Raw genomic sequence first — 19,793 nt, 5'->3', positions numbered from 1 at the left:
CGATAAGGGGGAATAAACCGCGAAGGGGGAGCGAGGTGTCTGTAAAATACAACAAGGAACCGGTCGTTGTCATTCCGGACTGCGAGCAGGAGGCCTGGCAAGGCTATGAGCAGATTGGCCAAGAGCTGGCCCGGCGCGTGGCTGGAAGAACGAAGGCCGTAATTGTGATCGAATGCTATCCCGGTGTGCGGACAGAAGAAGTGACGCGAGGTCTGGGTGCTTCTCTTCCGCTGCAAGCGGTGTTTGAGGCGGAGGAAGCCGCCTTATCCACGCAAGAACTGGAGCAGCGCGTGGCTCCCTATCTAACCGAGGATCGCGTCTTCGGTCGTATGGCGCCATTTCAGATCGAGGATTTCTACGATCCGTCCCTTGTCCGCCGGCTGCGTGAGCGCATTGCTGATATCGAGGCAGGCATCGTCCTTGTCCTTGGATTCGGCGCCTCGCTGATGGCCGAGGGGGATGTGCTGGTCTATGCCGATCTTGCACGCTGGGAGATTCAGCTTCGTTACCGCAGCAAGGAGATGGGCAACTGGCGGGCGGACAATAAGGATGAGGATGTGCTGCGCAAATACAAGCGCGGCTACTTCATCGAATGGCGGACGGCGGATCGCTTGAAGTGCAGGCTGGCGGAGGAGGCCCGGATTGATTACTATTTGGATACCAACCGGAGGAACGATCCGCGAGCCGTGACCTGGAATGCGTTCATGTTCGGCCTGTCATATACGGCGCAGCGGCCGTTTCGTCTGGTGCCCTATTTTGACCCCGGCGTCTGGGGAGGGGACTGGATGCAAGAGAAGCTGGGGCTGCCGGAACGGGAACATCCTTACGCTTGGGCATTCGACGGCGTGCCGGAGGAGAACAGCTTGTATTTTCAATACGGCGGTATTCGCCTGGAGTCTCCGGCGGTCAATCTGGTATTCTTTCAGCCGCAAGCGCTGCTCGGCGAGCGGGTCTATGCCAGGTTCGGTGCGGAGTTTCCGATCCGCTTCGACTTTCTGGATACGATGGGCGGGCAGAATCTCAGCCTGCAGGTGCATCCGACCGCAGAGTATATGCAGCGAACGTTTGGCCTGTCGTACACGCAGGATGAAAGCTATTATATGCTGGACGCTATGCCGGACGCGAAGATCTACCTCGGTCTGCGCGAAGGGGTGGATGCTGACCGGATGATGGCGGAGCTGGAGGAGGCGCAGCGCGGCGGCGCGGCGTTTGCGGCGGAAGACTATATCCATATCATGCCTGCGAAGAAGCATGATCACTTCCTCATACCGGCGGGGACCATCCACTGCTCGGGCCGCAATGCGATGGTGCTGGAGATCAGCGCTACACCGTATATTTTTACATTTAAGCTGTGGGATTGGGGCCGCCTTGGCCTCGATGGCAAGCCGCGCCCGGTACATCTGGAGCACGGGAAGTGTAATGTAGCGCGGGATCGAACGGCAAACTGGGTGGACGAACAGCTGGTGAACCGGATTGAACGGGTGGCCGAAGGGGATGGCTGGGTGGAGGAGCGAACCGGACTGCATGAGTCGCAATTCATCGAGACGCGGCGGCACTGGTTCTCTGTCCCGGTAGAGCACCACACAGAGGGAAGCGTCCACATGCTTAACCTCGTGGAAGGCGACGAGGCCATTGTGGAAAGCCCTTCTGGCGCATTCGAACCCTTCACTGTCCGGTATGCCGAGACGTTCATCATTCCTGCGGCCGTGGGGGTCTATACGATCCGTCCAGGCGAACCGTCGCGGGGGAAGACACTGGCAACGATAAGGGCCTCTGTGCGTTCATAACGGCCCATTCATGAAAGCACGAAGGAGAGCGAAGGACGATGCGGGATTGTGTGCTGGCGCTTGACGTGGGAGGCACCTTCATTAAGGGAGCCGCGGTATGGGGAAACGGCGAGGTCGCTAAAGAGACCCTTCTGTATAGGAATACGAACGCGCAAGGAGCGCGAGATGCGGTGCTCGATCAGCTGCATGCCGCCGTGAAGGAGCTGGCCGTACGGGCCAAAGCTGTGGCCGGAGAGAACGGGATACGGGTGCAGGGCATCGGGCTGGCCTTCCCGGGACCGTTCGATTATGAATCGGGCATCAGTTATTTGCAAGGTCTGGGCAAGTTCGATGCGCTGTATGGCGTGAACGTACGGGATGAGCTAGCCGACCGGGCTGACCATGATCCGGAGCTTGTGCGTATGGGGTTTCGCTCTGGGCGAATTTTTATGGAAAATGATGCGTATCTGTTTGCCCGGGGGGAGGCGGTGTACGGAGCAGCCGCCTCTTATAAGAGGACAATCTGCATGACCCTTGGCACTGGCTTCGGGACCGGGTTCATTCTGGACGGAGCTGTGATCCGGGAGGGGGATGGCGTACCGGCAAACGGCTGGCTGTACAACGCGCCGTGGGAAGACGGCATCGTGGATGATTGTATCTCGAGGCGCGGTATGCTGCATTGCGCCCGCAGCCTCGGCTTCGACGTTGACACGCTGGACGTCAAGGAGCTGGCTGCGCTTGCCGAGTCGGGGGAGCGCAGCGCCTGCGCGCTGTTCGAGCACTTCGGGCACACGCTCGGGGCGGTTCTCGTGCGGTATACGCGGGCGTTTAATCCGGAGGCATACGTGCTGGGAGGACAAATCGCAAACGCATCCCCGCTCTTTGTACCGGCGCTGGCATGTGAGCTGGAAAGAGGCGCCATCAACGCGGTTATAACGAAAAGCCCCGATACGCTGCTCAGTACGTTCCGGGGAATCAAGGATTATGTAGTCGGACAATACCGCAGTTCAGGGGAGAAGGGAGGAGCATGATGAACGGATTTCGCAATGCGCTGACCGCGCTCACTTGCCGGGAAAGCAATCGTTTGCTGAATACGGCGGTCAGCACGATCCAAGCGGATAATGCGGCTTTCTATATTCACTATTGGGGCTCCTCGCTGTCGCACAATACCAACATGCGGCATCATCATTCCTTCTTCGAGGCTTGCTTCGTCGTGGACGGCAGCGGCGTGTATCGTGAGGACGAGGCTGAATATCCGCTGCGGGCAGGTACACTCTTCCTGTCCCGGCCCCATCGTTGGCATCAGATCGTGAGCGAGCCGGACATGGCGCTGCTGTGGGTGGGCTTCGAGCTGGATGAGACGCAGTCGTCGCCTGAGATGACCGCCTTGTTCCGCCGTCTCGCCAGCACCGAGACGTTCCTGGCCGAGTCGGCCTGGAATACGCCAGCCGCGCTGTGTTGGCAAGCGCTCTGGCTGCAGGCCGAGCAGTCGCCTTCGCTGCTGCGGCTGATCGCGCCGGATCTGGCGAAGAGCCTGCTGCTCTCGCTGCCGGCCCTGTTCGCTGCGGATCTCCCGGAAGAGGGAGGTGCGGCCGAGCATGACGGCGGCCGGCATCTGTTCCGCCAGGCGAGCCTGTATATCCGGGACAATCTGTCGCGCCCGCTGCGTCTGGAGGAGGTTGCCGAATATTTGCATATTTCAGGGAGGCAGCTGACGCGTATTTTTCGCAGCCATTCGGGCATGTCCTTCGGTGATTATGTCACAAGCGAACGGTTGAAGAAGGCGCATTACTTGCTGAAAAACACGGATTTAACGACCCATGCCATCGCGGAGCAGGTCGGCTTCGGGTCTGTGCATTATTTTACGAAGGTGTTCGCAGCCAAACGCGGGCTGCCGCCAGCGGCCTACCGCAAGCAACTGCGTTCTCCATTATAAGATGGGAGTTGATTGTATGAAACGACCTTTTAAAATGTACGTCATTCATCATTCGCATACGGACATCGGTTATACCGACAGGCAGGAGAAGATAGAAGCGTATCATGTGGACTTCATCAAGCAGGCGATTGAGCTATGCGAAGCGGAGGCGGCTGGCAACGGGGATCGTCAGGGATTTCGCTGGACATGCGAGACGTTCTGGGCTGTGGAACGGTTCCTCGAACAGGCGGGTGCGGACTGGGTGGCGAGGTTCGAAGCGGCGGTCGCATCCGGCCGGATCGAGCTGTCAGGGTCCTATCTGCATATGACAGAGCTGATCGACACCGATATTATGGAGCGGCTATTGCGGCGGGCAACCGATTACGGGAAGTCCATCGGGGTGAAGGTCGACAGCGCCATGCATGCTGACATCAACGGCTTTAGCTGGGGGTATGCCCAAAGTCTGCTGAATGCGGGAATCGACAACCTGTTTACCTGCATTCACACCCACCATGGCATGTTCCCGCTTGGCCGCAAGCAAATGCCGTTCTGGTGGGAAACCGCCAAGGGCGAGCGGCTGCTCGTCTGGAACGGGGATCATTATCATCTCGGAAATGATCTTGGCCTGTCGCCGAATGCGCTCTTGTCTTATTCGATGCGGGAGGACGGGTTGAATGTGTACGGCGCGGACGAACGCGCGTGGGAAGTGGCCGAACAGCGGATTCAGGCCTATGTCGCCTGTCTGGAGGAGGAAGGGTATCCTTATCCGTTCGTTCCGATCATGGTATCAGGCCTCATATGGGACAATGCCCCGCCAAATGCGGAGGTTACCGACTTTGTGGAGCGCTGGAACCGCCGGCATGGACACCAGATTGAGCTGGAAATGACCACGCTGCATGAATTCTTTCGTACGGTGCGCGAAACAGAAACGCAATTGGGGACGGAGATCCCCGTGTATCGCGGCGATTGGCCGGACTGGTGGTCGGACGGCGTAGCATCAACGGCCATGCACACCCAGTTATTCCGGGATGCCCAGCGAACGCTGCGCGTTGTGAAAGCGCTTGATCCGCAAGGGAAGCAGGTTCAGGCGGCGGAGCTGACTGAGATGGAATACAATTTGGCGATGTACGCCGAACATACCTGGGGTTATCACACTTCGGTCGGCGAGCCCTGGAACCCTTATGTCCAGTCGCTCGGGGCTCGGAAGGAGCAGTTTGCCTCGGAAGCGCATCAGCGGATATACCGGGCGCTTGATCAGATCACGGTTGCGCGCGGGGAGAAGCTGATGGCCCCGAATCGCGCGCTGACGTACAAGGTGATCAATCCCGCAGCTGTGGAGGTTGCAGATATCGTGCAGCTCCCGGTGGATCAGTGGGAAGTGTCGAAGCTGCTGAAGAAAGGCTTTACTGTTGTCGAATCGGCTACCGGCAAGATCATGCCTTACGAAACGGTCTCTACCAGCCGAGGGTATATGGTATGCATATCGGCCATTGTTCCGGCGCATTCGGAGCAGATGTACGAGATTAAGCTGAATGATGGCGCAGCCCCGGCACCCGCAGGGAGGGTGAGCAATACTCGATTGCGGGGACTGGATGGCGTTCATGATATTCCGCCGCTGGCTGCAAGCAGCCAGACTTTTGACCCTGCGTTCAGCATCGACGCTCATTCCATCTCCTCACCTTATGTGCGGATCGAATGGGCCGAAGGTGAAGGTATCGTCAAGTGGCATGACCGCGTCCGCGGACTGGACCTGATAGATCCTTCTCATCCGCATCGGGCGTTCACACCGATCTATGAAGTGACGCCGGTTGACAATCCGGAACGGATGCGGGCAACACGGACGGTCATGGGCCGCAACCGCAAAGGCCTGAATGTTCAGCGCCATACTGGCAAACTGCAGGAAACGAAACGGATTGCTGAAGGAGCCTTATCTTCTACGGTGGAGCTGATCTATGGCATAGAAGGCATGTCCCATTACTCCGTGCTGTTGACGGTGCACCATACCCGTCCGCGAGTGGAAGTTGCGATTCGCATGCATAAGGACAGTATATGGGAGCCGGAGAATGTCTATATTGCACTGCCGTTCCGCGCGCCGTCGAGTTCGGCCGAGAATAGCGTCTGGCTTGATAAAAGCGGCACGCCGATTCGTCCATGGATCGATCAGCTGCCCGGCACGTTGTCGGATTTCTATTGCATTCAGGAGGGATTGGCTTTGGTTGCGCCGGATGCTGAGGCAGGGCTTGCCATTGCCACTCCGGATACGCCGCTCATCCAGTGCGGTCCGCTTCAACACGAAGCGAGACTGGTTATGGGGCACGATGACTTGCAGAAGAGAACTCCTGTGCTCTACGCCTGGGTGCTCAACAACTTCTGGGAAACCAACTTCAAGGCAACGGTGGGCGGTTTCTATGAGTTCCGCTATAAGCTGACCTGGGGAGAGGATGCGGGCGATCCGTCGCGTGCCCTGGCATGGTGCCGCAATGTGAACACCGGATTGTTGGCGTTCAGAGCTGAGGCATAAAGCGCACAACCTATATTGGATGAAGGTCCCGCCTGTGGCTAAGTGCTGCGGCGGGCCTTTTTTATGCGGAAGATTGGGATAGACTTTAGGGAAATGAGGCACCTGCCGAGCCGTTTCATGATCACGCTCCATCCTTCCAACCCTCTGGTCTGTTACCCGGGCAAGATGCTGCGCTGCCTGTGCTGGCCACAAATTCGGCCGGACATGGCATTGCAGGGGCTGGACATGGTATAGTGGACTCGATAATCTTGAAGGATGGAGATTGTGATAACGATGGATCAAGAGCAACGCTCCCGCAGCGGAGCGAAAGAATATACGAAATCTTCTCACCGCAGCGGCCGGCAAGGCAGCGAGTCGGGTGGGAAAGGAACCTCCTATTCGAAAAAGGGGAAACCAGCGGACAACCGGCAACCGAAAGCTGGGTCTTCTGATAAAGGGCCGGCTACGTCCCGGGGGAGAGCCGGCGCAGCTAGCAGGCGCTCGCAGGGCCTTGGCGCCGCAACTGCTGGCGCATCATCTGCTAACGCGCGCCAAGGGCGGCATGCCGGAACCGGAGCTGGCTCGCCTCAAGGGCGGCAGGCTTCATCTGGAGTCGGTAAGCGTCAAGGAAGACAGGCCGGGTCTGCCGCAGACTCCCGTCAAGGACGGAACATCGCTTCTACTGCTGCTTCCCGCGGGTATAAAGCGCGTGTGCGCCCGGCTGGACGGGAGCATGCCGATGAGCTTCGCGCAGGCGACGTCATTGTCGTTACGATCAAACGTCTCGGAATCAACGGAGAAGGCGTCGGGTATTTCCGCCGCAAAGCCGTGTTCATTGACGGCGCGATCACGGATGAAGTCGTGAAGGCCGAAGTGAAGGAGGTCCAGCCCAAGTTCATTAAGGCTGCCCTGCTTGAGGTGGAGAAGCGCTCGCCTTACCGGATCGAGCCGCCTTGTCCGGTGTTTGGCGTATGTGGAGGCTGCCAGATTCAGCACATCTCCTATGAAGGACAGCTTCAGGCCAAAACGGATATCATTCGCGAGGCGTTCAGCAGGTATACGGGCCGCGAGGATTTTCGCTTCAAGCCTATGCTGGGCATGGAGCATCCGTGGAACTACCGCAATAAAGCCCAGCTGCAGCTGAAGCGGCGTGATCAAGAAGTCATCGCCGGCCTGTATGAAGCCGACAGCCACAGCATCGTCGATATTAGCGGCTGCCCGATCCAGCATCCGAAGGTGAACGAAGCGGTAGAAAAGGTGAAGTCTGTCTTGGAGGAGCTGCGAATCCCTCTATATAAAGAGAACGGAACGAAAGACGGTGTGCGGACCATTGTTGTGCGTCACGGTTTCCAATCCGGCGAGCTTCAGGTGACGCTGGTCACTGCGGGAAGCAAGCTGCCGAGACAGGACGATTTCATCCGGCTGCTGCGGTTGTCGATGCCTGAGGTGAGCGGCATTGCACTGAACATCAATCCGAAGAAAACCTCGCTTATATTCGGAGACCGGACCATGACGCTATGGGGAGCCGAGACGATGGAGGAATCGCTGAGCGATCTGCAGTTCTCCTTGTCGCCGCGCGCCTTCTTCCAGCTTAACCCGCAGCAGACCGTCAAGCTGTATGAGTCCGTGAGGGCGGCCGCTGCTCTGACCGGCAATGAGACGGTGATCGACGCCTACTGCGGAACAGGAACGATCGGCTTGTGGCTTGCGCCATATGCCAAGGAGGTGCGCGGCATCGAGAGCATTCCGGAAGCCGTCGAGGATGCCAAGCAGAACGCGGCCCGCAATGGCCGCGACAATGCCAGCTTCCATGTCGGCCAAGCCGAGGAGTTGCTGCCGCGCTGGGTGAAGGACGGCATGAAGCCGGACGTGATCATCGCCGATCCGCCCCGCACGGGCCTTGACCCGCGCTTCCTGGAGACGGTGCTGCGCACTCGCCCGAAGCGCTTCGTCTACGTCTCCTGCAATCCGTCCACCCTGGCCAAGGACTGCAAGGTGCTGCTGGACGGCGGATATGATGTCGAGTGGGTACAGCCGGTGGATATGTTTCCGCAGACGAGTCATGTGGAGTGCGTAATAGGAATATGTCGAGACGATACGTAGAAGTACTGAATTATCAGTATTCTGCAAAGTATGCTTCGTTTACGACTAATGGAAAGGACTACAGGAATAAGGTGTTAAACGATAAAATCGAGGTTTCTATTGTTCTCGACTTGGAATGGATAGATACACCTAGTGATTTTTAATTGAAAACAAGAATATCCAAGAGAGCGTCCTTATCGGGGCGTTCTCTTTTTATATAGATATTTCTTCAAAGAGCCGGTTGTCCCTCTCAGGCAGCCGGCATTTTTCATGAAAGGAGGAACAGCGAATGACGAAGGTGATTGCTCTTGCCAATCAGAAAGGCGGTGTCGGCAAAACGACTACGGCTGTTAATTTGGGTATTGGCTTGGCGACTGAAGGTAAAAAGGTTCTTCTAGTGGATGCGGATGCACAAGGCAATTTGACAGATGCGTTGGGTTACCGCGAACCGGATAATTTGTCAATTTCTTTGGCTACACTGCTCGTTAAAAATATGTTGGAAGAATCGTATCCGCCCCAAAAAGGCATTTTGCACCATCCCGAAGGGATTGACCTAATGCCCGGTAACATCGAATTGTCTGCTGTTGAAGTCTCGCTTGTCAATACAATGAGCAGGGAAACGATCTTGCGCTCCTATATAGACAAGGTGAAAAAGGACTATGATTATGTCCTTATTGACTGTATGCCCAGCTTGGGCATGTTGACCATCAATGCACTGGCGGCCGCTGATAGCGTCATCATTCCGGTTCAGGCGCATTATTTACCGGCGAAAGGAATGACGCAGCTTTTGCAAACCATTTCCCGTGTCCGACGCCAAATCAACCCGAAGTTGCTGGTAGATGGCGTGCTGCTGACGATGGTGGACAGCCGGACCAACTTTGCCAAGGATATTTCCTTTGTTCTTCGGCGTGATTATGGAGACAAGCTGCGTGTGTTTCAAACGGAAATTCCGCTTTCCATCCGTGCGGCGGAAACGAGCGCCAAGGGGAAGAGCATTTATAAGCATGATCCGAACGGACAAGTAGCCGAAGCGTATGCGGCATTTACAAAGGAGGTGAAGGGTATTGGCAAAGAAAGACGACAGACGCGCCAGCATCAAGCTGACCACAGTCGATGATTTGTTTTCGACCGATGAGAGCCGCGCCGATGCACAGCGGGAAAAAGTGATGGACATCCCGTTGTCAGAGATCAGCGATTTCCCCGATCATCCATTCAAAGTAAAGGCGGATGAAGCGATGCTGGAAATGGCAGATAGTGTGAAGCAATACGGTGTATTGGTTCCTGGACTAGTACGTCCGAAGGCAGATGGCGGTTATGAGATGGTCGCCGGACATCGGCGGAAAAAGGCGAGCGAGCTGGCGGGTATGGAAACGATGCCTTGCATCGTCCGCGAACTGGACGACGATCAAGCGACCATTATTATGGTGGACAGCAACCTGCAAAGGGAGCATATCGCGCCTAGCGAGAAGGCGTTTGCTTATAAGATGAAGCTGGAGGCGATGAAAAGACAGGCAGGCAGACCAAGTAAAGAAAATGTGTCCCAAGTTGGGACACAAAAACGTTCCGATGAACTGCTAGCAGATCAAGTTGGAGAAAGTCGCAATCAAATTCAGCGGTATATTCGCTTGACTCATTTGATCCCTTCCATTCTTGAAATGGTAGATGAAAAACGGATCGCGTTTAATCCGGCTGTTGAGTTGTCTTACTTGGCCGAAAAAGAGCAGCAAGACCTTTATGAAACGATACAGTCCGAAGACTGTACGCCTTCTTTGTCACAGGCGCTGCGTATGAAGAAACTGAGTCAGGGCGGACGGCTCAATATGGATGTTATCTTCTCGATTTTGACGGAGGAAAAGCCCAATCAGAGGGAAAAAATGCACATTCAGCGGGAGCGCATTGATCGCTTTTTCCCTAAGAATTTCACTGAAAAACAAAAGGAGGACCTTATTGTCCAATTGCTTGAAAGCTGGTATCGCAAGCGGCAGCGCGAACATGGAAGATAATCTTAAGCAACATGAACAAAAAATAGCCATTCCTTACTCTCCATTGCAAGGGAGTTTTTTTGTGCCTACAAGGAGGTGACGGAGATGCTCTTTACGGAAGGTAAATGGCGGAAATACGAACGATTAATGAAAGAAAGGCCCGGTTTTGACCGCAGAGAACCGAAAGATGAATCGGAGCGTTCCAACACAGCTAAAGAGGAACGAAGAAAAAGAAGTCGAGCAAAGCATAAAAGCAATGAGAAGGAAGAAAGTTGAAATTCATTTGGTATAGAAAGGAGTCGTGAGCATGTCTTGGATCTATCGTCATCGCAAGATGCTGGTGATCGCTGCCATTTTGTTCGGCATTCTTTTGCTCGTGTCGGCTGTCATTTTTCACTTGATGAGACAAGCTGAACAACAGCAGGAACATCAGGAAGTGATCGCCCATTATGAGAGGCAAATAGAACAGTTAACAGCGACTAAAGAAGAATCGCTGCAAACGGTATGGACTGTGGCTCGAACCATTCCGGCCGGTGAGCAGATCGAACCGGAAGACGTCACGGCGATGACCCTGCCGACCGCATTGGTTTCGCCCGAAATGATCGCTAAGGAGGAAGAGGCGGTCGGTAAACACGCCAAAGTTGAACTTCGCCCGGGAATGCCGCTTCTTGCTTCTGTGCTGTATGAGGGCAACCCGATTGCCAAGGATGTGCGGACACAAGAGTTTCAAATCATTCAGCTTCCGTCGCATCTGGGAAAAGCACAGTATATCGATGTGAGGATCAACTTCCCGACTGGCGAAGATTTCGTTGTGCTTGCCAAAAAGCAGGTGCTTGATCGCGAGGGAACCGTCATTTGGCTGGAGATGAATGAAACCGACCTGCTGCTCACATCAAGCGCGATCATCGATGCTTATCTGCAAGGCGCAAGATTATACGCGGTGCCCTATATCGAACCGGGACTGCAAGAGGCAGCGACGGCGACTTATCCGGCCAATCCGATGGTGTTGGATTTATTGGAGCAAAACCCGAACCTGGTTGAGCAGGTTTCTACTGAGCTGGCTCGTCAGCAACGCGAAAGGTTGGAAAGCAACCTGAATGAAATGAGCGAAGCGGACAAAATGCGGGTGATGTACGGCAATGTCACCGTGCAGCAACAACTCATGAATGAACGGGCCGCAACACAGCAAAGCAATGCCGCTCAGCAAATGCCGCAGCCCCCTAGTTTCCCGGAGCAGGATGACCAAGAGTCGGTGAAAGGAGAAGATGAACGGCCGCCTTCTTCCCTTCCGGTCGTGGTAGAAGAAGAATCGCCCGAAGCGACGTTGCCCGAACCACCGCCTGCATCCGAGCCAGAGTCAGAAACGGACCTGGATTATTCAGATATCTTCAATCAATAAGGAGGAACCATGAAAAAGATTGTATTTTTAGGAGCGCCGGATAAAAGCCATGTGCTGTTATTGCTTGGCAAACTCCTGGCCGCAATGGATTACAAGGTGCTGGTGGTGGACTCCACTCTCGCACAAACGACACAGGGATATTTGCCGCAGGAAGAATTACGCGCCCCGCTCTACGAGTTTGAAGGTGTGGACGTGGCCTGTGGGTTTATCTTGTATTCGCAGATGGAACGATACTTGTATCAGAAAGCAAATGGCATGGATTACGATGTGATGCTGCTGGACACCGACCATACCGAAATGGTCAAAGGGCGGGAGTTACCCCATTACGACAAGCGGATCTGGTGCAGCAATTTCAACCGATTGACCATGCAGCGAAATGTCGAATTGATGCAGCGGTTATGCTTGCATGAAGCACAGAATCAACCGGTATCGTTTTACAAGATGATGCTATCCGTTGTTCCTCTGACCATCTCCGAAGCGTATCTCGATTCCGCCTTTGCTCAGCAGACCATTCGCTGGGAGGAAGCGGTTTTTCGTTTTCCGCTGGATGAGCGTGATGTATCCGCCGAGCTGGAAAACCAGCATCATGGCCGCATCGATGTGAAGGGACTATCGGGAACGTACCGCCGCACGATATGGGAGATGGCACAACAGTTGTTTGATTGGGACGACAAAACCGTTCGCAGGGCATGGAAGCGACTTCGCCAAGAACGCGCTGCCTTCCGTCGCTAATCAAGCTGATCAAAATGATTGAGAAAAGGAGGGGACACGGTGACGGGACATACAATCGTGTTTTGGAGTCCGGTATCGGGAACCGGGACAACGAGCAATCTGGCAGCGACTGCCTCGGTCATGGGACTGGAGTATTCGGCACATATGTTGCTGCTGGGTCATTGTGAAAGTCACGATATCGCCTTGAAGCAATGCTTTTATCAAACGCATGCCTCTCGGGAGATGGACATGGATGTCTCAGTCAATATGGGGGTAGATGCGTTATTGCGACTGCTGCAAAACCGAAAATTGCAACCCAACATGATTCGGGATTACACGCTGCCTTTGTTAAAGGACAGGCTCGACTTGCTGCCGGGTTCAAGCAAGCCGGATGATCGTTTTATTGACATGGCCACGCCTTGGATGGAATCGCTGCTAAGCATGGCGAAACGGATGTATGATCTTGTGTTTGTGGATGGCGGCAGCGGAAATTCATCGGAATGGACCAACAGTTTACTGCGGCTGGCGGATGTGCTGGTGGTGTGCCTCCCGCAAAATCGGTTGGCTGTCCATCGTTTTTTTCGGATGGATGAACTTCAAGCGATGCTCGCAACTAAAAAGCATGTGCTCGTATTCGGAAAATATGATCGGTACTCATCTTTGACCCATAAAAATTTGTTGCGTCCTTATGGACGGCGTTTACAAACATGTTCGGTCAGTTACAATACACGGTGGTTGGATGATGGACAAAACGGGCAGGCGATTTCTTACATGTATCGCAATAGGCAAGTGCAGCGGGAACATGAAAACTATCTGTTCATGCGAGACGTGCGAGCGTTGGCACAGGCGTTGATTGAACAAACGGGCTTGCACAATGCCTTTTTCGGCGGGAAGGAGACCCCGATATGATGGGCGTGTTACATGGTCTGTTAATCGGAGGCATTGTCTTGATTGGCGTATTGTTCCTGTATTTGCGCATGAGCCGAACCTTGCCGGAACGCCAGCAGGAAGCGCCGGTGTACACGTTGAAGGCGATGGAAGAATACGTCAAAGGAGCACTGCATGACGTGATAAGCGCCAATCTGACGGATTACGGTCTATCAGAAGAAGAGTATCGGCGACGGAAAAACAAGCGGGCCGAGATGAAAAAAGCGCTGCGCGGATGCACGTCTGGTGATCTGCGTGACAAAATGTATGTCAAGCAATATATAACCGATTTGCTTGCACAGCACTATACGTTGGATCATGAACATCTGAACCGGTTGATCCCGTTTGATCGCCCTGAATCGTTGTCGCATCAGGATCGGTTTGACATCTTGCTTCATGTATACAAAAAACGTCACGGCTATCATGCGCTTAGTGAACTCATACGCCGCTATGATCTGGATCGGCCCAAGCCGAATGCCCATGAAGAACAGGAGCTGTCTTACCGTATTACGTCTGAGGAGATCGGCGAGATTTATGAACAAGAGGACGTCCAGCTATCGGATGAGGATAAACTTCAAATCGTGGTGCAGCGCATTTACCAGCACTACAAAGGCTTTAGTGTCGTGGACGAACTGCGCGATATGCGCATTGACGGCGTGTCCGGCGGAGTGTCCGGTTTGCCGCCTTCCGTATGGGAAGAAACATGGGATTGGGACGGGGATGTTCAACTCGGTGAGGTGCCGCGGGCGCATGATAGTGTGTGGGTTTTTTATGAGGGGAAATCCATCCACCTTAGTTTCCTCTCCTTTGGATCGGAACTGGAACTGCGGCGCGTATGCCAAAACATCTACAAGCATAATTTTCCCGGCCAGTTGTCCGAAACGACCGGATACAAGGTGAATGAAATGGCCGACGGTTCTCGTGTCGTGGTGCTGCGCCCCCGATTTGCCGAGTCGTGGGCTTTTTTTGTGCGCAAATTTGATGTGCAAAATGCCACTTTGGAACAGCTGATTCGCGATGAACATGCGGAACTGCCGATTGCTCTGATTCGCTATCTTGTGATGGGAGAGCGCATTACGGCGATAACTGGCGCGCAAGGCAGCGGGAAAACGACGCTGCTTATGGCCATGGTGCGTCATATATCCGCCCTGCTCCCGATTCGCGTTCAAGAGATGAGCTTTGAACTGCAACTGCGCAAAATTTATCCGAATCGTAATATTCTCAGCCTTCGGGAAACTGAAACGATCTCCGGTCAGGCCGGGCTGGATATACAGAAAAAAACGGACGGCTCGGTCAACATTTTGGGTGAGGTGGCGACCGACCCGGTAGCGGCCTGGATGATTCAAATGGCGCAAGTGGCTTCACTTTTTACGTTGTTTACCCACCACGCCAAAACGTTTCGCGATTTGGTGTTGTCCTTGCGCAATTCATTGCTCAAAACCGGCGTGTTTACCAATGAACAGGTGGCAGAACAGCAAGTGGTCAGCGTCATCAACTTCGATATTCATTTAAAACGGGATGCGGACGGTCGCCGCTATATCGAGCGCATCACGGAATGCGTACCGCTTGCACAGGAAATGCCTTACCGGACAGACTTTCGCGAGAAAAAGACGCTGGATGAGAAGATGGATGCGTTTATGGAGACGGTGACGGACTACTTCCATCGCTCCACGGATCGGAAACTGTATGAAGCGCGAAATGTCATTGAATATCGGGACGGCCGTTATGTCGCGGTTCATCCGTTGTCCGAACAAAGCCGCAAAGAGATTGCCGAGCGGCTTGCCGGTCCGGACCAGGCAGCTTTCGAGGCGTTTTTGTGTAATTGGGGGGATGGCGATGAATCTTGAGTGGCTTTCCCTGCTGCTTGGCGGAGCGACGCTGTTGTTTCTTGGGGCGGTCTTAGCGTTTCAATTTTTGTCCCGCTATGGGGAAGCCGGGGCAGCACGAAAGTATGAAGCCTTGCGCCAACCTGCCAAAACGAGCAACAAGCAGGCATTGCACAACGGCATGCAACAACTCTATACCCTCTGCTCTCGTGTACCGCTCTTGCGTACCTACTTACACTTCATTCGTCGTCGTTTGGTTATTCTCCACCTGGGCGATGAGTGGAAGCTGCGTCTGGAGACGATGCGGACGGCGCTTTGGCTCTGGGGCATGTTGCTTGCAGCGGCTGTGCCGATCACGCTTTGGGTGCGCGATGTATTTACACTTGTCATGCTGATGATTGGCGGTTGGGTTTGCCACGGCATGTTAACAGACGTATTCGTACAACGGTTGGAAATGCGATTGTTGCGTCAGCTACGCCAGTTTTTCGGGGATGTCCGTCATCATTATCACCGACACGGAATGGTAGAAGAAGCGATTTACGAAGCGACGGATGAAGCGCCGTATGAAATGACTTTGCACGGCCAGGAAATCGTTGAAGTGTTGACCGACAGCCACGCGGAAGAACGACTGGAACAATACTTGGAAGCGGCTCCGAACCGTTATTTGAAAGGTTTGGCCGGATTGTCGTATCTGGTGAAGGAATACGGAGACAAACAAACGGATAGCGGATCATTGTATTTGAAGGCATTGGGAAAATTGGCCGGTGAATTGAACTTTGAACTGTTGCGCCGGGAACGCCTTGGTTTTTTGTTGCATGGGCTGTCCGTTATTGCCCTGCTTCCGCTCTTGTTTACCCGTCCGATTGAAGCATGGGCCAGCTATTATTTTTCGGCGATGGACGCCTTTTACAACAGCGTAATGGGTTGGAGCATAAAGCTCGGCTTGATGGTGGTCGTTTGGCTCTCCTATGTTCTGCTTCGTCATATTCAGAACTTGGAGACCTCGCCGAAAATCACCAGCCGAAAGAGATGGGAGAAATGGGCGCACGGCCGGGGCTGGATGCGTTGGCTCGTTCACCGTTTGGGTCCTGCTCCTGGCTCAAGGGAAGCGGAACGGATGGTGAAGCTGCTGAAAGAAACGGCTTCTCCTTTGCGGTTGGAATGGTTTTATGTCCAGCGAATCGTGGCGGGTAGCATGGCTTTTCTTGCAGCAATGGGACTATTCATAGCTTTGCATTATGCGGATCGGCATCAAGTGCTGTACGCGCCGGTGTATGCTGATACGCTGTTTGGTCAAGCGACGCCTGAGGAGCAGGAAAAAGCGCTTGAAGCAGCCGTGCTGGATCGGAGAATCATCGATCAAGTAAAGGGGGTGAGGCCTACAGAGGAGTCGCTCTTGGAGCTGTTGCGAAAGGAGACCGGAGGAGAACGTTCGGATGAAGCGCTTCGCGCGGATGCACAGCGCATTATGGGCAAGTTGGAGAAACTCGACAGGCAATACGTCAAATGGTGGCAAGCTCTATTGACCGTTTTGGCGGGCTGGGTCGGCTACTGGGCGCCGGTCGGCATTCGCCTGTTCCAGCGCAAGATGCGGCAAATGGAAATGAAGCATGAAGTGGATCAATTGCAGGCGGTCATTGCGATGCTGGCCGATATGGACCGCATGTCGGTAGAGCATTTGCTAATCTGGATGGAGCAGTTCGCCCGCGTGTTCGAAGAGCCGCTGCAAACATGCCTGCTCCATTTTGATCAAGGCGCTGAACAGGCGCTAGCGCAGCTCAAGGAGGATGCGCCTTTTCAGCCATTCGTGCGCATGGTGGAAAAGCTGGAACTGGCGGCAAGCACGCTGCCGATTCGAAAAGCGTTTGATGATTTGGAGTCCGAGTACGTGTATGCACAGGAAGAACGCAAGCAGGAGTACGAACGATTGATTGAGCACAAGGCGGGCTGGGGCAGAATGATCGGGTTCGCACCAATGATGGCGCTTATTTTCGGTTATCTGGTCATTCCGCTCATTGTTGTCAGCTTGAACCAAATGTCGGTGTACTACGAGCAATTGCAACGCATTCAATGATTCATCCTTAGCGGTGCTTTCCATGTTGGAAAGGACCGTTTTTTATTTCTACATTTAAAGGAGAGATCGACCATGTCCAATGCACAAAAGGCGCTGGTAATGGCGGCGGGCATTTTCCTCGCAATTGCGCTCATTACCCTCGCTGTCGTGTTGTTTATTTCCGCGCAAGATTCAACAAAAGCAGCTCAAAGCAATTTTAGCAATATCCAAACGGAATTATCTCAGACGGCCTTTACAGTGTATGACAACACGACACTTTCGGGCAGTCAAGTCGTCAATGCACTGCGCAAGTTTTCGGATCAGGAACAGTTTGGCATCCAAATAATCACCGGGAAAAACCCGACCGGGCAGTGGTATGGCAAAGTCATCAACATTGGCGTTCCGATGGACAGCATTACGTATGGATCGGTCGTTGGCGATGCGCCTGGACGTCTGGAGCATACCGTCGATGAAGCCAATGTGAACTATGTCAATCCGAGCGGAAAGTTTCAGGCGCAATTGGTGCTGGATCGCAGCAATGTCATTCGCGGGATCGTGTTCCGGCAACAATAAGGTGCGAAAATGAAATGAAGCCAAGGGGCGTCCGTCTAGCTGTCGCCCCCTTTTGCTGAAAGGAGGAAGCCATTGGATTACGCGACGCGAACGATGTTGGAGATGAGTGCATCCTGTCTCCTGTTTTTGATCGCCGTGGTTAGCGGGCTGTGGCTGTTTCAAAACGGCGCGACGCTTGCCGATACGGCCTATCTCGCCGGTATGACGCAGGACCGGACCATCCGGCAAACGTTGTCTCCCTTGTCCGGTGATGGCAGGATGTCGGGAACCGAAGTGTTTCAGGCCATCGCGCGGTTGGAAGAAGGAGATGCGGAAATCGTGGTGGATGGCGTCCGATACGCATCACCGGTGAACCGGGAGCAATGGTTTTCAGACAGAATCCAACTCCATGGCCGATACAGCGTCTTGCACGAACGTGACACGGACGGGCGGCTGTTGCGCCTGGTAGTCGTCACACGTTGAGGAGAATGCCATGAACAGTTATATTAAGGTGTTTGCGATACTGCTTGCCGTACTGCTGCTTTACATCTACCCGATTTACACAGCGTTCCAGCAGCAGGATGATATTTCAGAATTAGTCGTCCTGCGGGCGACAACGGCGTTTGTGGATGCGGTACGTGACAAAGGATATATTTCACCGACCATGTATACCGATTTCAGACAAACTATTGAGGCGACGGGCCTTGATTTCAATGTGCAGATGGAACATGAAAGCAAGAAATATGTGCCGGTATATGACGATCCGACCAGGCCAGAAACGTTCCAGGGTACGTATAAAGTGCATTACGATGCATTTTACAACGCTCAGATCTTGCCGGTGCTGTTTCCCGGTAGCTCTGCCCCCAGAGACGACCCGTCAAGAAGGTACAAACTGCGGGTGGGCGATACGTTCACCGTTACGGTCAAAAATGTGAGCCGTACGCCCGGCACGGTCTTGTTTGATTTTCTGAACAGCACCGTCAGCCCGAACGATAAAATATTCATTCCTTATGGCGGGGTGGTACGCAATGAAGTGGATTGAATGGGCTGTCGTTGGTGTGCTGATCTTTTTCCCGTTTGCCACAATCAATCAGATTGACGTAGAACTGATGCGTCAAACGATGCTGCTCGAACTGCGTTATGACGCTGCCATGGATGCAGCGGTGGATGCGGCGGCACAAGCACTCATCATCAATGCAGATCAGCAGCATGAGTCACGCTACGAGTCGGTCAAGCGAGTGGCGGTCAACACGGAGGAAGCGCTCACGGCGTTTTACCGGACGTTGTACACCAATTTCGGCATATCCGGCGATCCGGTTGCGCAAGGGGTTTTGAACCGTTACATTCCGGTGATTGTTGTCATTGGATACGATGGGTTTTATGTTTATGCCGAGGATGAATGGACAGATCGTAACGGCCAAACGGTCATGGCACCGGCTTGGGGAACCAAACGGCCGTATGCGTATACCGATTCAAGCGGCAACAGCTATTCCTTTACGTTGGATGAACAAGTGCTGGTGTATGCTGCGGCAACTCGCAGTTGGCATGAGGGTTTTCGTAGGGACATTCAGGCGGAGGCCAACATTCCGTTGTTACGAGATGCGGCGTTATTTCATGAAGTGCGGCTCAGCACCATCGTGGGCGCAATACAGGATGAGCTGTCCTATCGGATCAACAAGCATAACGAGGTCGCCCTGCGAAATGGTCTTTCCTATACGTTTACACTGCCGTCCATCCCGCTAGAGGAATGGCACAACACGATTGCCGATGTAGGCGTTGTGGCTTTTATGCAGGGAATTCCGATGGGACGCAAGGAATATAACAACTACGCACTGGGCGGCAGCCGCGTAATGAAGCAAACGGAGATTGTAGGAGCGATGAAAGACAATATGAAAGTATATTATCGCAAAAGCTGTCCGTACTCCTATCCGATAGAAGAAACGTTCGCAAGCGAAAAAACGGCGGCGCAACAGGGATATATGCCGCTTTCTTGTTCCTCTTTCTAAGGGTGGACAGTCTGACTCATGCACATTATGCTAGTAGTAACAGTACAACCAGTCCAGTCAGGATTACTTGAATA

The 19,793-nt window shown here is 53.9% G+C and carries 17 protein-coding genes; all 17 read left to right on the top strand.

Translation table 11 applies throughout. The features are described from left to right. Window positions 1-35 precede the first annotated feature (35 nt). The 17 genes from CHH75_RS05185 (at window position 36) to CHH75_RS05110 (ending at window position 19,719) form a co-directional block, all read left to right on the top strand. Window positions 36-1,787 carry a class I mannose-6-phosphate isomerase gene (locus tag CHH75_RS05185; RefSeq protein WP_095397615.1) on the top strand — a complete coding sequence of 584 codons (1,752 nt, stop codon included), beginning with the start codon at window positions 36-38 and terminating at the stop codon, window positions 1,785-1,787. A gap of 38 nt (window positions 1,788-1,825) precedes the next feature. Beyond that, window positions 1,826-2,797 carry an ROK family protein gene (locus tag CHH75_RS05180; protein ID WP_095397614.1) on the top strand — a complete coding sequence of 324 codons (972 nt, stop codon included), beginning with the start codon at window positions 1,826-1,828 and terminating at the stop codon, window positions 2,795-2,797. Next, a complete protein-coding gene (locus CHH75_RS05175) occupies window positions 2,794-3,702 on the top strand; it encodes a helix-turn-helix domain-containing protein (protein ID WP_095397613.1) in 909 nt (302 codons plus the stop codon). The genes CHH75_RS05180 and CHH75_RS05175 overlap by 4 nt, the downstream gene beginning before the upstream one ends. A gap of 16 nt (window positions 3,703-3,718) precedes the next feature. Continuing rightward, window positions 3,719-6,202 carry a glycoside hydrolase family 38 N-terminal domain-containing protein gene (locus CHH75_RS05170; protein WP_176475469.1) on the top strand — a complete coding sequence of 828 codons (2,484 nt, stop codon included), beginning with the start codon at window positions 3,719-3,721 and terminating at the stop codon, window positions 6,200-6,202. A gap of 690 nt (window positions 6,203-6,892) precedes the next feature. Further along, entirely contained in the window at window positions 6,893-8,284 is a 1,392-nt protein-coding gene (rlmD, locus tag CHH75_RS05165) for a 23S rRNA (uracil(1939)-C(5))-methyltransferase RlmD (protein ID WP_176475473.1), read from the top strand. 268 nt (window positions 8,285-8,552) lie between these two features. Beyond that, window positions 8,553-9,380 (top strand): ParA family protein, encoded by an 828-nt coding sequence (locus tag CHH75_RS05160; RefSeq protein WP_095397611.1) that lies wholly within the window; start codon window positions 8,553-8,555, stop codon window positions 9,378-9,380. Then, on the top strand, window positions 9,328-10,266 hold the full coding sequence (locus CHH75_RS05155; protein ID WP_095397610.1) for a ParB/RepB/Spo0J family partition protein: 939 nt from the start codon (window positions 9,328-9,330) through the stop codon (window positions 10,264-10,266). The genes CHH75_RS05160 and CHH75_RS05155 overlap by 53 nt, the downstream gene beginning before the upstream one ends. Window positions 10,267-10,350: 84 nt before the next feature. Then, window positions 10,351-10,521 carry a hypothetical protein gene (locus CHH75_RS24765; RefSeq protein WP_155609868.1) on the top strand — a complete coding sequence of 57 codons (171 nt, stop codon included), beginning with the start codon at window positions 10,351-10,353 and terminating at the stop codon, window positions 10,519-10,521. 31 nt (window positions 10,522-10,552) lie between these two features. After that, complete coding sequence (locus tag CHH75_RS05150; protein WP_095397609.1) at window positions 10,553-11,644, top strand: SAF domain-containing protein; 1,092 nt, start codon at window positions 10,553-10,555, stop codon at window positions 11,642-11,644. 9 nt (window positions 11,645-11,653) lie between these two features. Next, complete coding sequence (locus CHH75_RS05145) at window positions 11,654-12,376, top strand: hypothetical protein (protein WP_095397608.1); 723 nt, start codon at window positions 11,654-11,656, stop codon at window positions 12,374-12,376. Window positions 12,377-12,496: 120 nt separating this feature from the next. After that, on the top strand, window positions 12,497-13,264 hold the full coding sequence (locus CHH75_RS05140; protein ID WP_255222962.1) for a CpaE/TadZ family protein: 768 nt from the start codon (window positions 12,497-12,499) through the stop codon (window positions 13,262-13,264). Further along, the gene (locus tag CHH75_RS05135) at window positions 13,261-15,129 is read left to right on the top strand and encodes a P-loop NTPase family protein (protein WP_095397606.1); all 1,869 of its coding nucleotides are present in this window, start codon (window positions 13,261-13,263) and stop codon (window positions 15,127-15,129) included. Before CHH75_RS05140 ends, CHH75_RS05135 begins: the two co-directional genes overlap by 4 nt. Continuing rightward, entirely contained in the window at window positions 15,119-17,182 is a 2,064-nt protein-coding gene (locus CHH75_RS05130) for a hypothetical protein (protein ID WP_095397605.1), read from the top strand. The genes CHH75_RS05135 and CHH75_RS05130 overlap by 11 nt, the downstream gene beginning before the upstream one ends. 72 nt (window positions 17,183-17,254) lie before the next feature. Continuing rightward, on the top strand, window positions 17,255-17,734 hold the full coding sequence (locus CHH75_RS05125; RefSeq protein WP_007130992.1) for a hypothetical protein: 480 nt from the start codon (window positions 17,255-17,257) through the stop codon (window positions 17,732-17,734). A gap of 72 nt (window positions 17,735-17,806) precedes the next feature. Beyond that, window positions 17,807-18,196 (top strand): hypothetical protein, encoded by a 390-nt coding sequence (locus tag CHH75_RS05120; RefSeq protein ID WP_095397604.1) that lies wholly within the window; start codon window positions 17,807-17,809, stop codon window positions 18,194-18,196. Window positions 18,197-18,206: 10 nt separating this feature from the next. After that, complete coding sequence (locus tag CHH75_RS05115; protein WP_095397603.1) at window positions 18,207-18,755, top strand: hypothetical protein; 549 nt, start codon at window positions 18,207-18,209, stop codon at window positions 18,753-18,755. Then, window positions 18,742-19,719 carry a hypothetical protein gene (locus CHH75_RS05110; RefSeq protein WP_095397602.1) on the top strand — a complete coding sequence of 326 codons (978 nt, stop codon included), beginning with the start codon at window positions 18,742-18,744 and terminating at the stop codon, window positions 19,717-19,719. Before CHH75_RS05115 ends, CHH75_RS05110 begins: the two co-directional genes overlap by 14 nt. Window positions 19,720-19,793: the final 74 nt, after the last annotated feature.

The organism is Paenibacillus sp. 7541, assembly GCF_002276395.1.
In the GTDB taxonomy this organism is placed as follows: Bacteria; Bacillota; Bacilli; order Paenibacillales; family Paenibacillaceae; genus Paenibacillus_AQ; species Paenibacillus_AQ campinasensis.
The sequence above is the reverse complement of the archived record's forward strand: the minus strand, read 5'-3'. Positions and strand labels throughout refer to the sequence as shown.

Coding starts and splice junctions, on each gene's coding strand:
- CHH75_RS05140 (WP_255222962.1), top strand. CDS start 12,497: ATGGGACTGGAGTATTCGGCACATATGTTGCTGCTGGGTCATTGTGAA.
- CHH75_RS05180 (WP_095397614.1), top strand. CDS start 1,826: ATGCGGGATTGTGTGCTGGCGCTTGACGTGGGAGGCACCTTCATTAAG.
- CHH75_RS05130 (WP_095397605.1), top strand. CDS start 15,119: ATGAATCTTGAGTGGCTTTCCCTGCTGCTTGGCGGAGCGACGCTGTTG.
- CHH75_RS05115 (WP_095397603.1), top strand. CDS start 18,207: ATGAACAGTTATATTAAGGTGTTTGCGATACTGCTTGCCGTACTGCTG.
- CHH75_RS05110 (WP_095397602.1), top strand. CDS start 18,742: ATGAAGTGGATTGAATGGGCTGTCGTTGGTGTGCTGATCTTTTTCCCG.
- CHH75_RS24765 (WP_155609868.1), top strand. CDS start 10,351: ATGCTCTTTACGGAAGGTAAATGGCGGAAATACGAACGATTAATGAAA.
- CHH75_RS05175 (WP_095397613.1), top strand. CDS start 2,794: ATGATGAACGGATTTCGCAATGCGCTGACCGCGCTCACTTGCCGGGAA.
- CHH75_RS05160 (WP_095397611.1), top strand. CDS start 8,553: ATGACGAAGGTGATTGCTCTTGCCAATCAGAAAGGCGGTGTCGGCAAA.
- CHH75_RS05145 (WP_095397608.1), top strand. CDS start 11,654: ATGAAAAAGATTGTATTTTTAGGAGCGCCGGATAAAAGCCATGTGCTG.
- CHH75_RS05125 (WP_007130992.1), top strand. CDS start 17,255: ATGTCCAATGCACAAAAGGCGCTGGTAATGGCGGCGGGCATTTTCCTC.
- CHH75_RS05170 (WP_176475469.1), top strand. CDS start 3,719: ATGAAACGACCTTTTAAAATGTACGTCATTCATCATTCGCATACGGAC.
- CHH75_RS05150 (WP_095397609.1), top strand. CDS start 10,553: ATGTCTTGGATCTATCGTCATCGCAAGATGCTGGTGATCGCTGCCATT.
- CHH75_RS05135 (WP_095397606.1), top strand. CDS start 13,261: ATGATGGGCGTGTTACATGGTCTGTTAATCGGAGGCATTGTCTTGATT.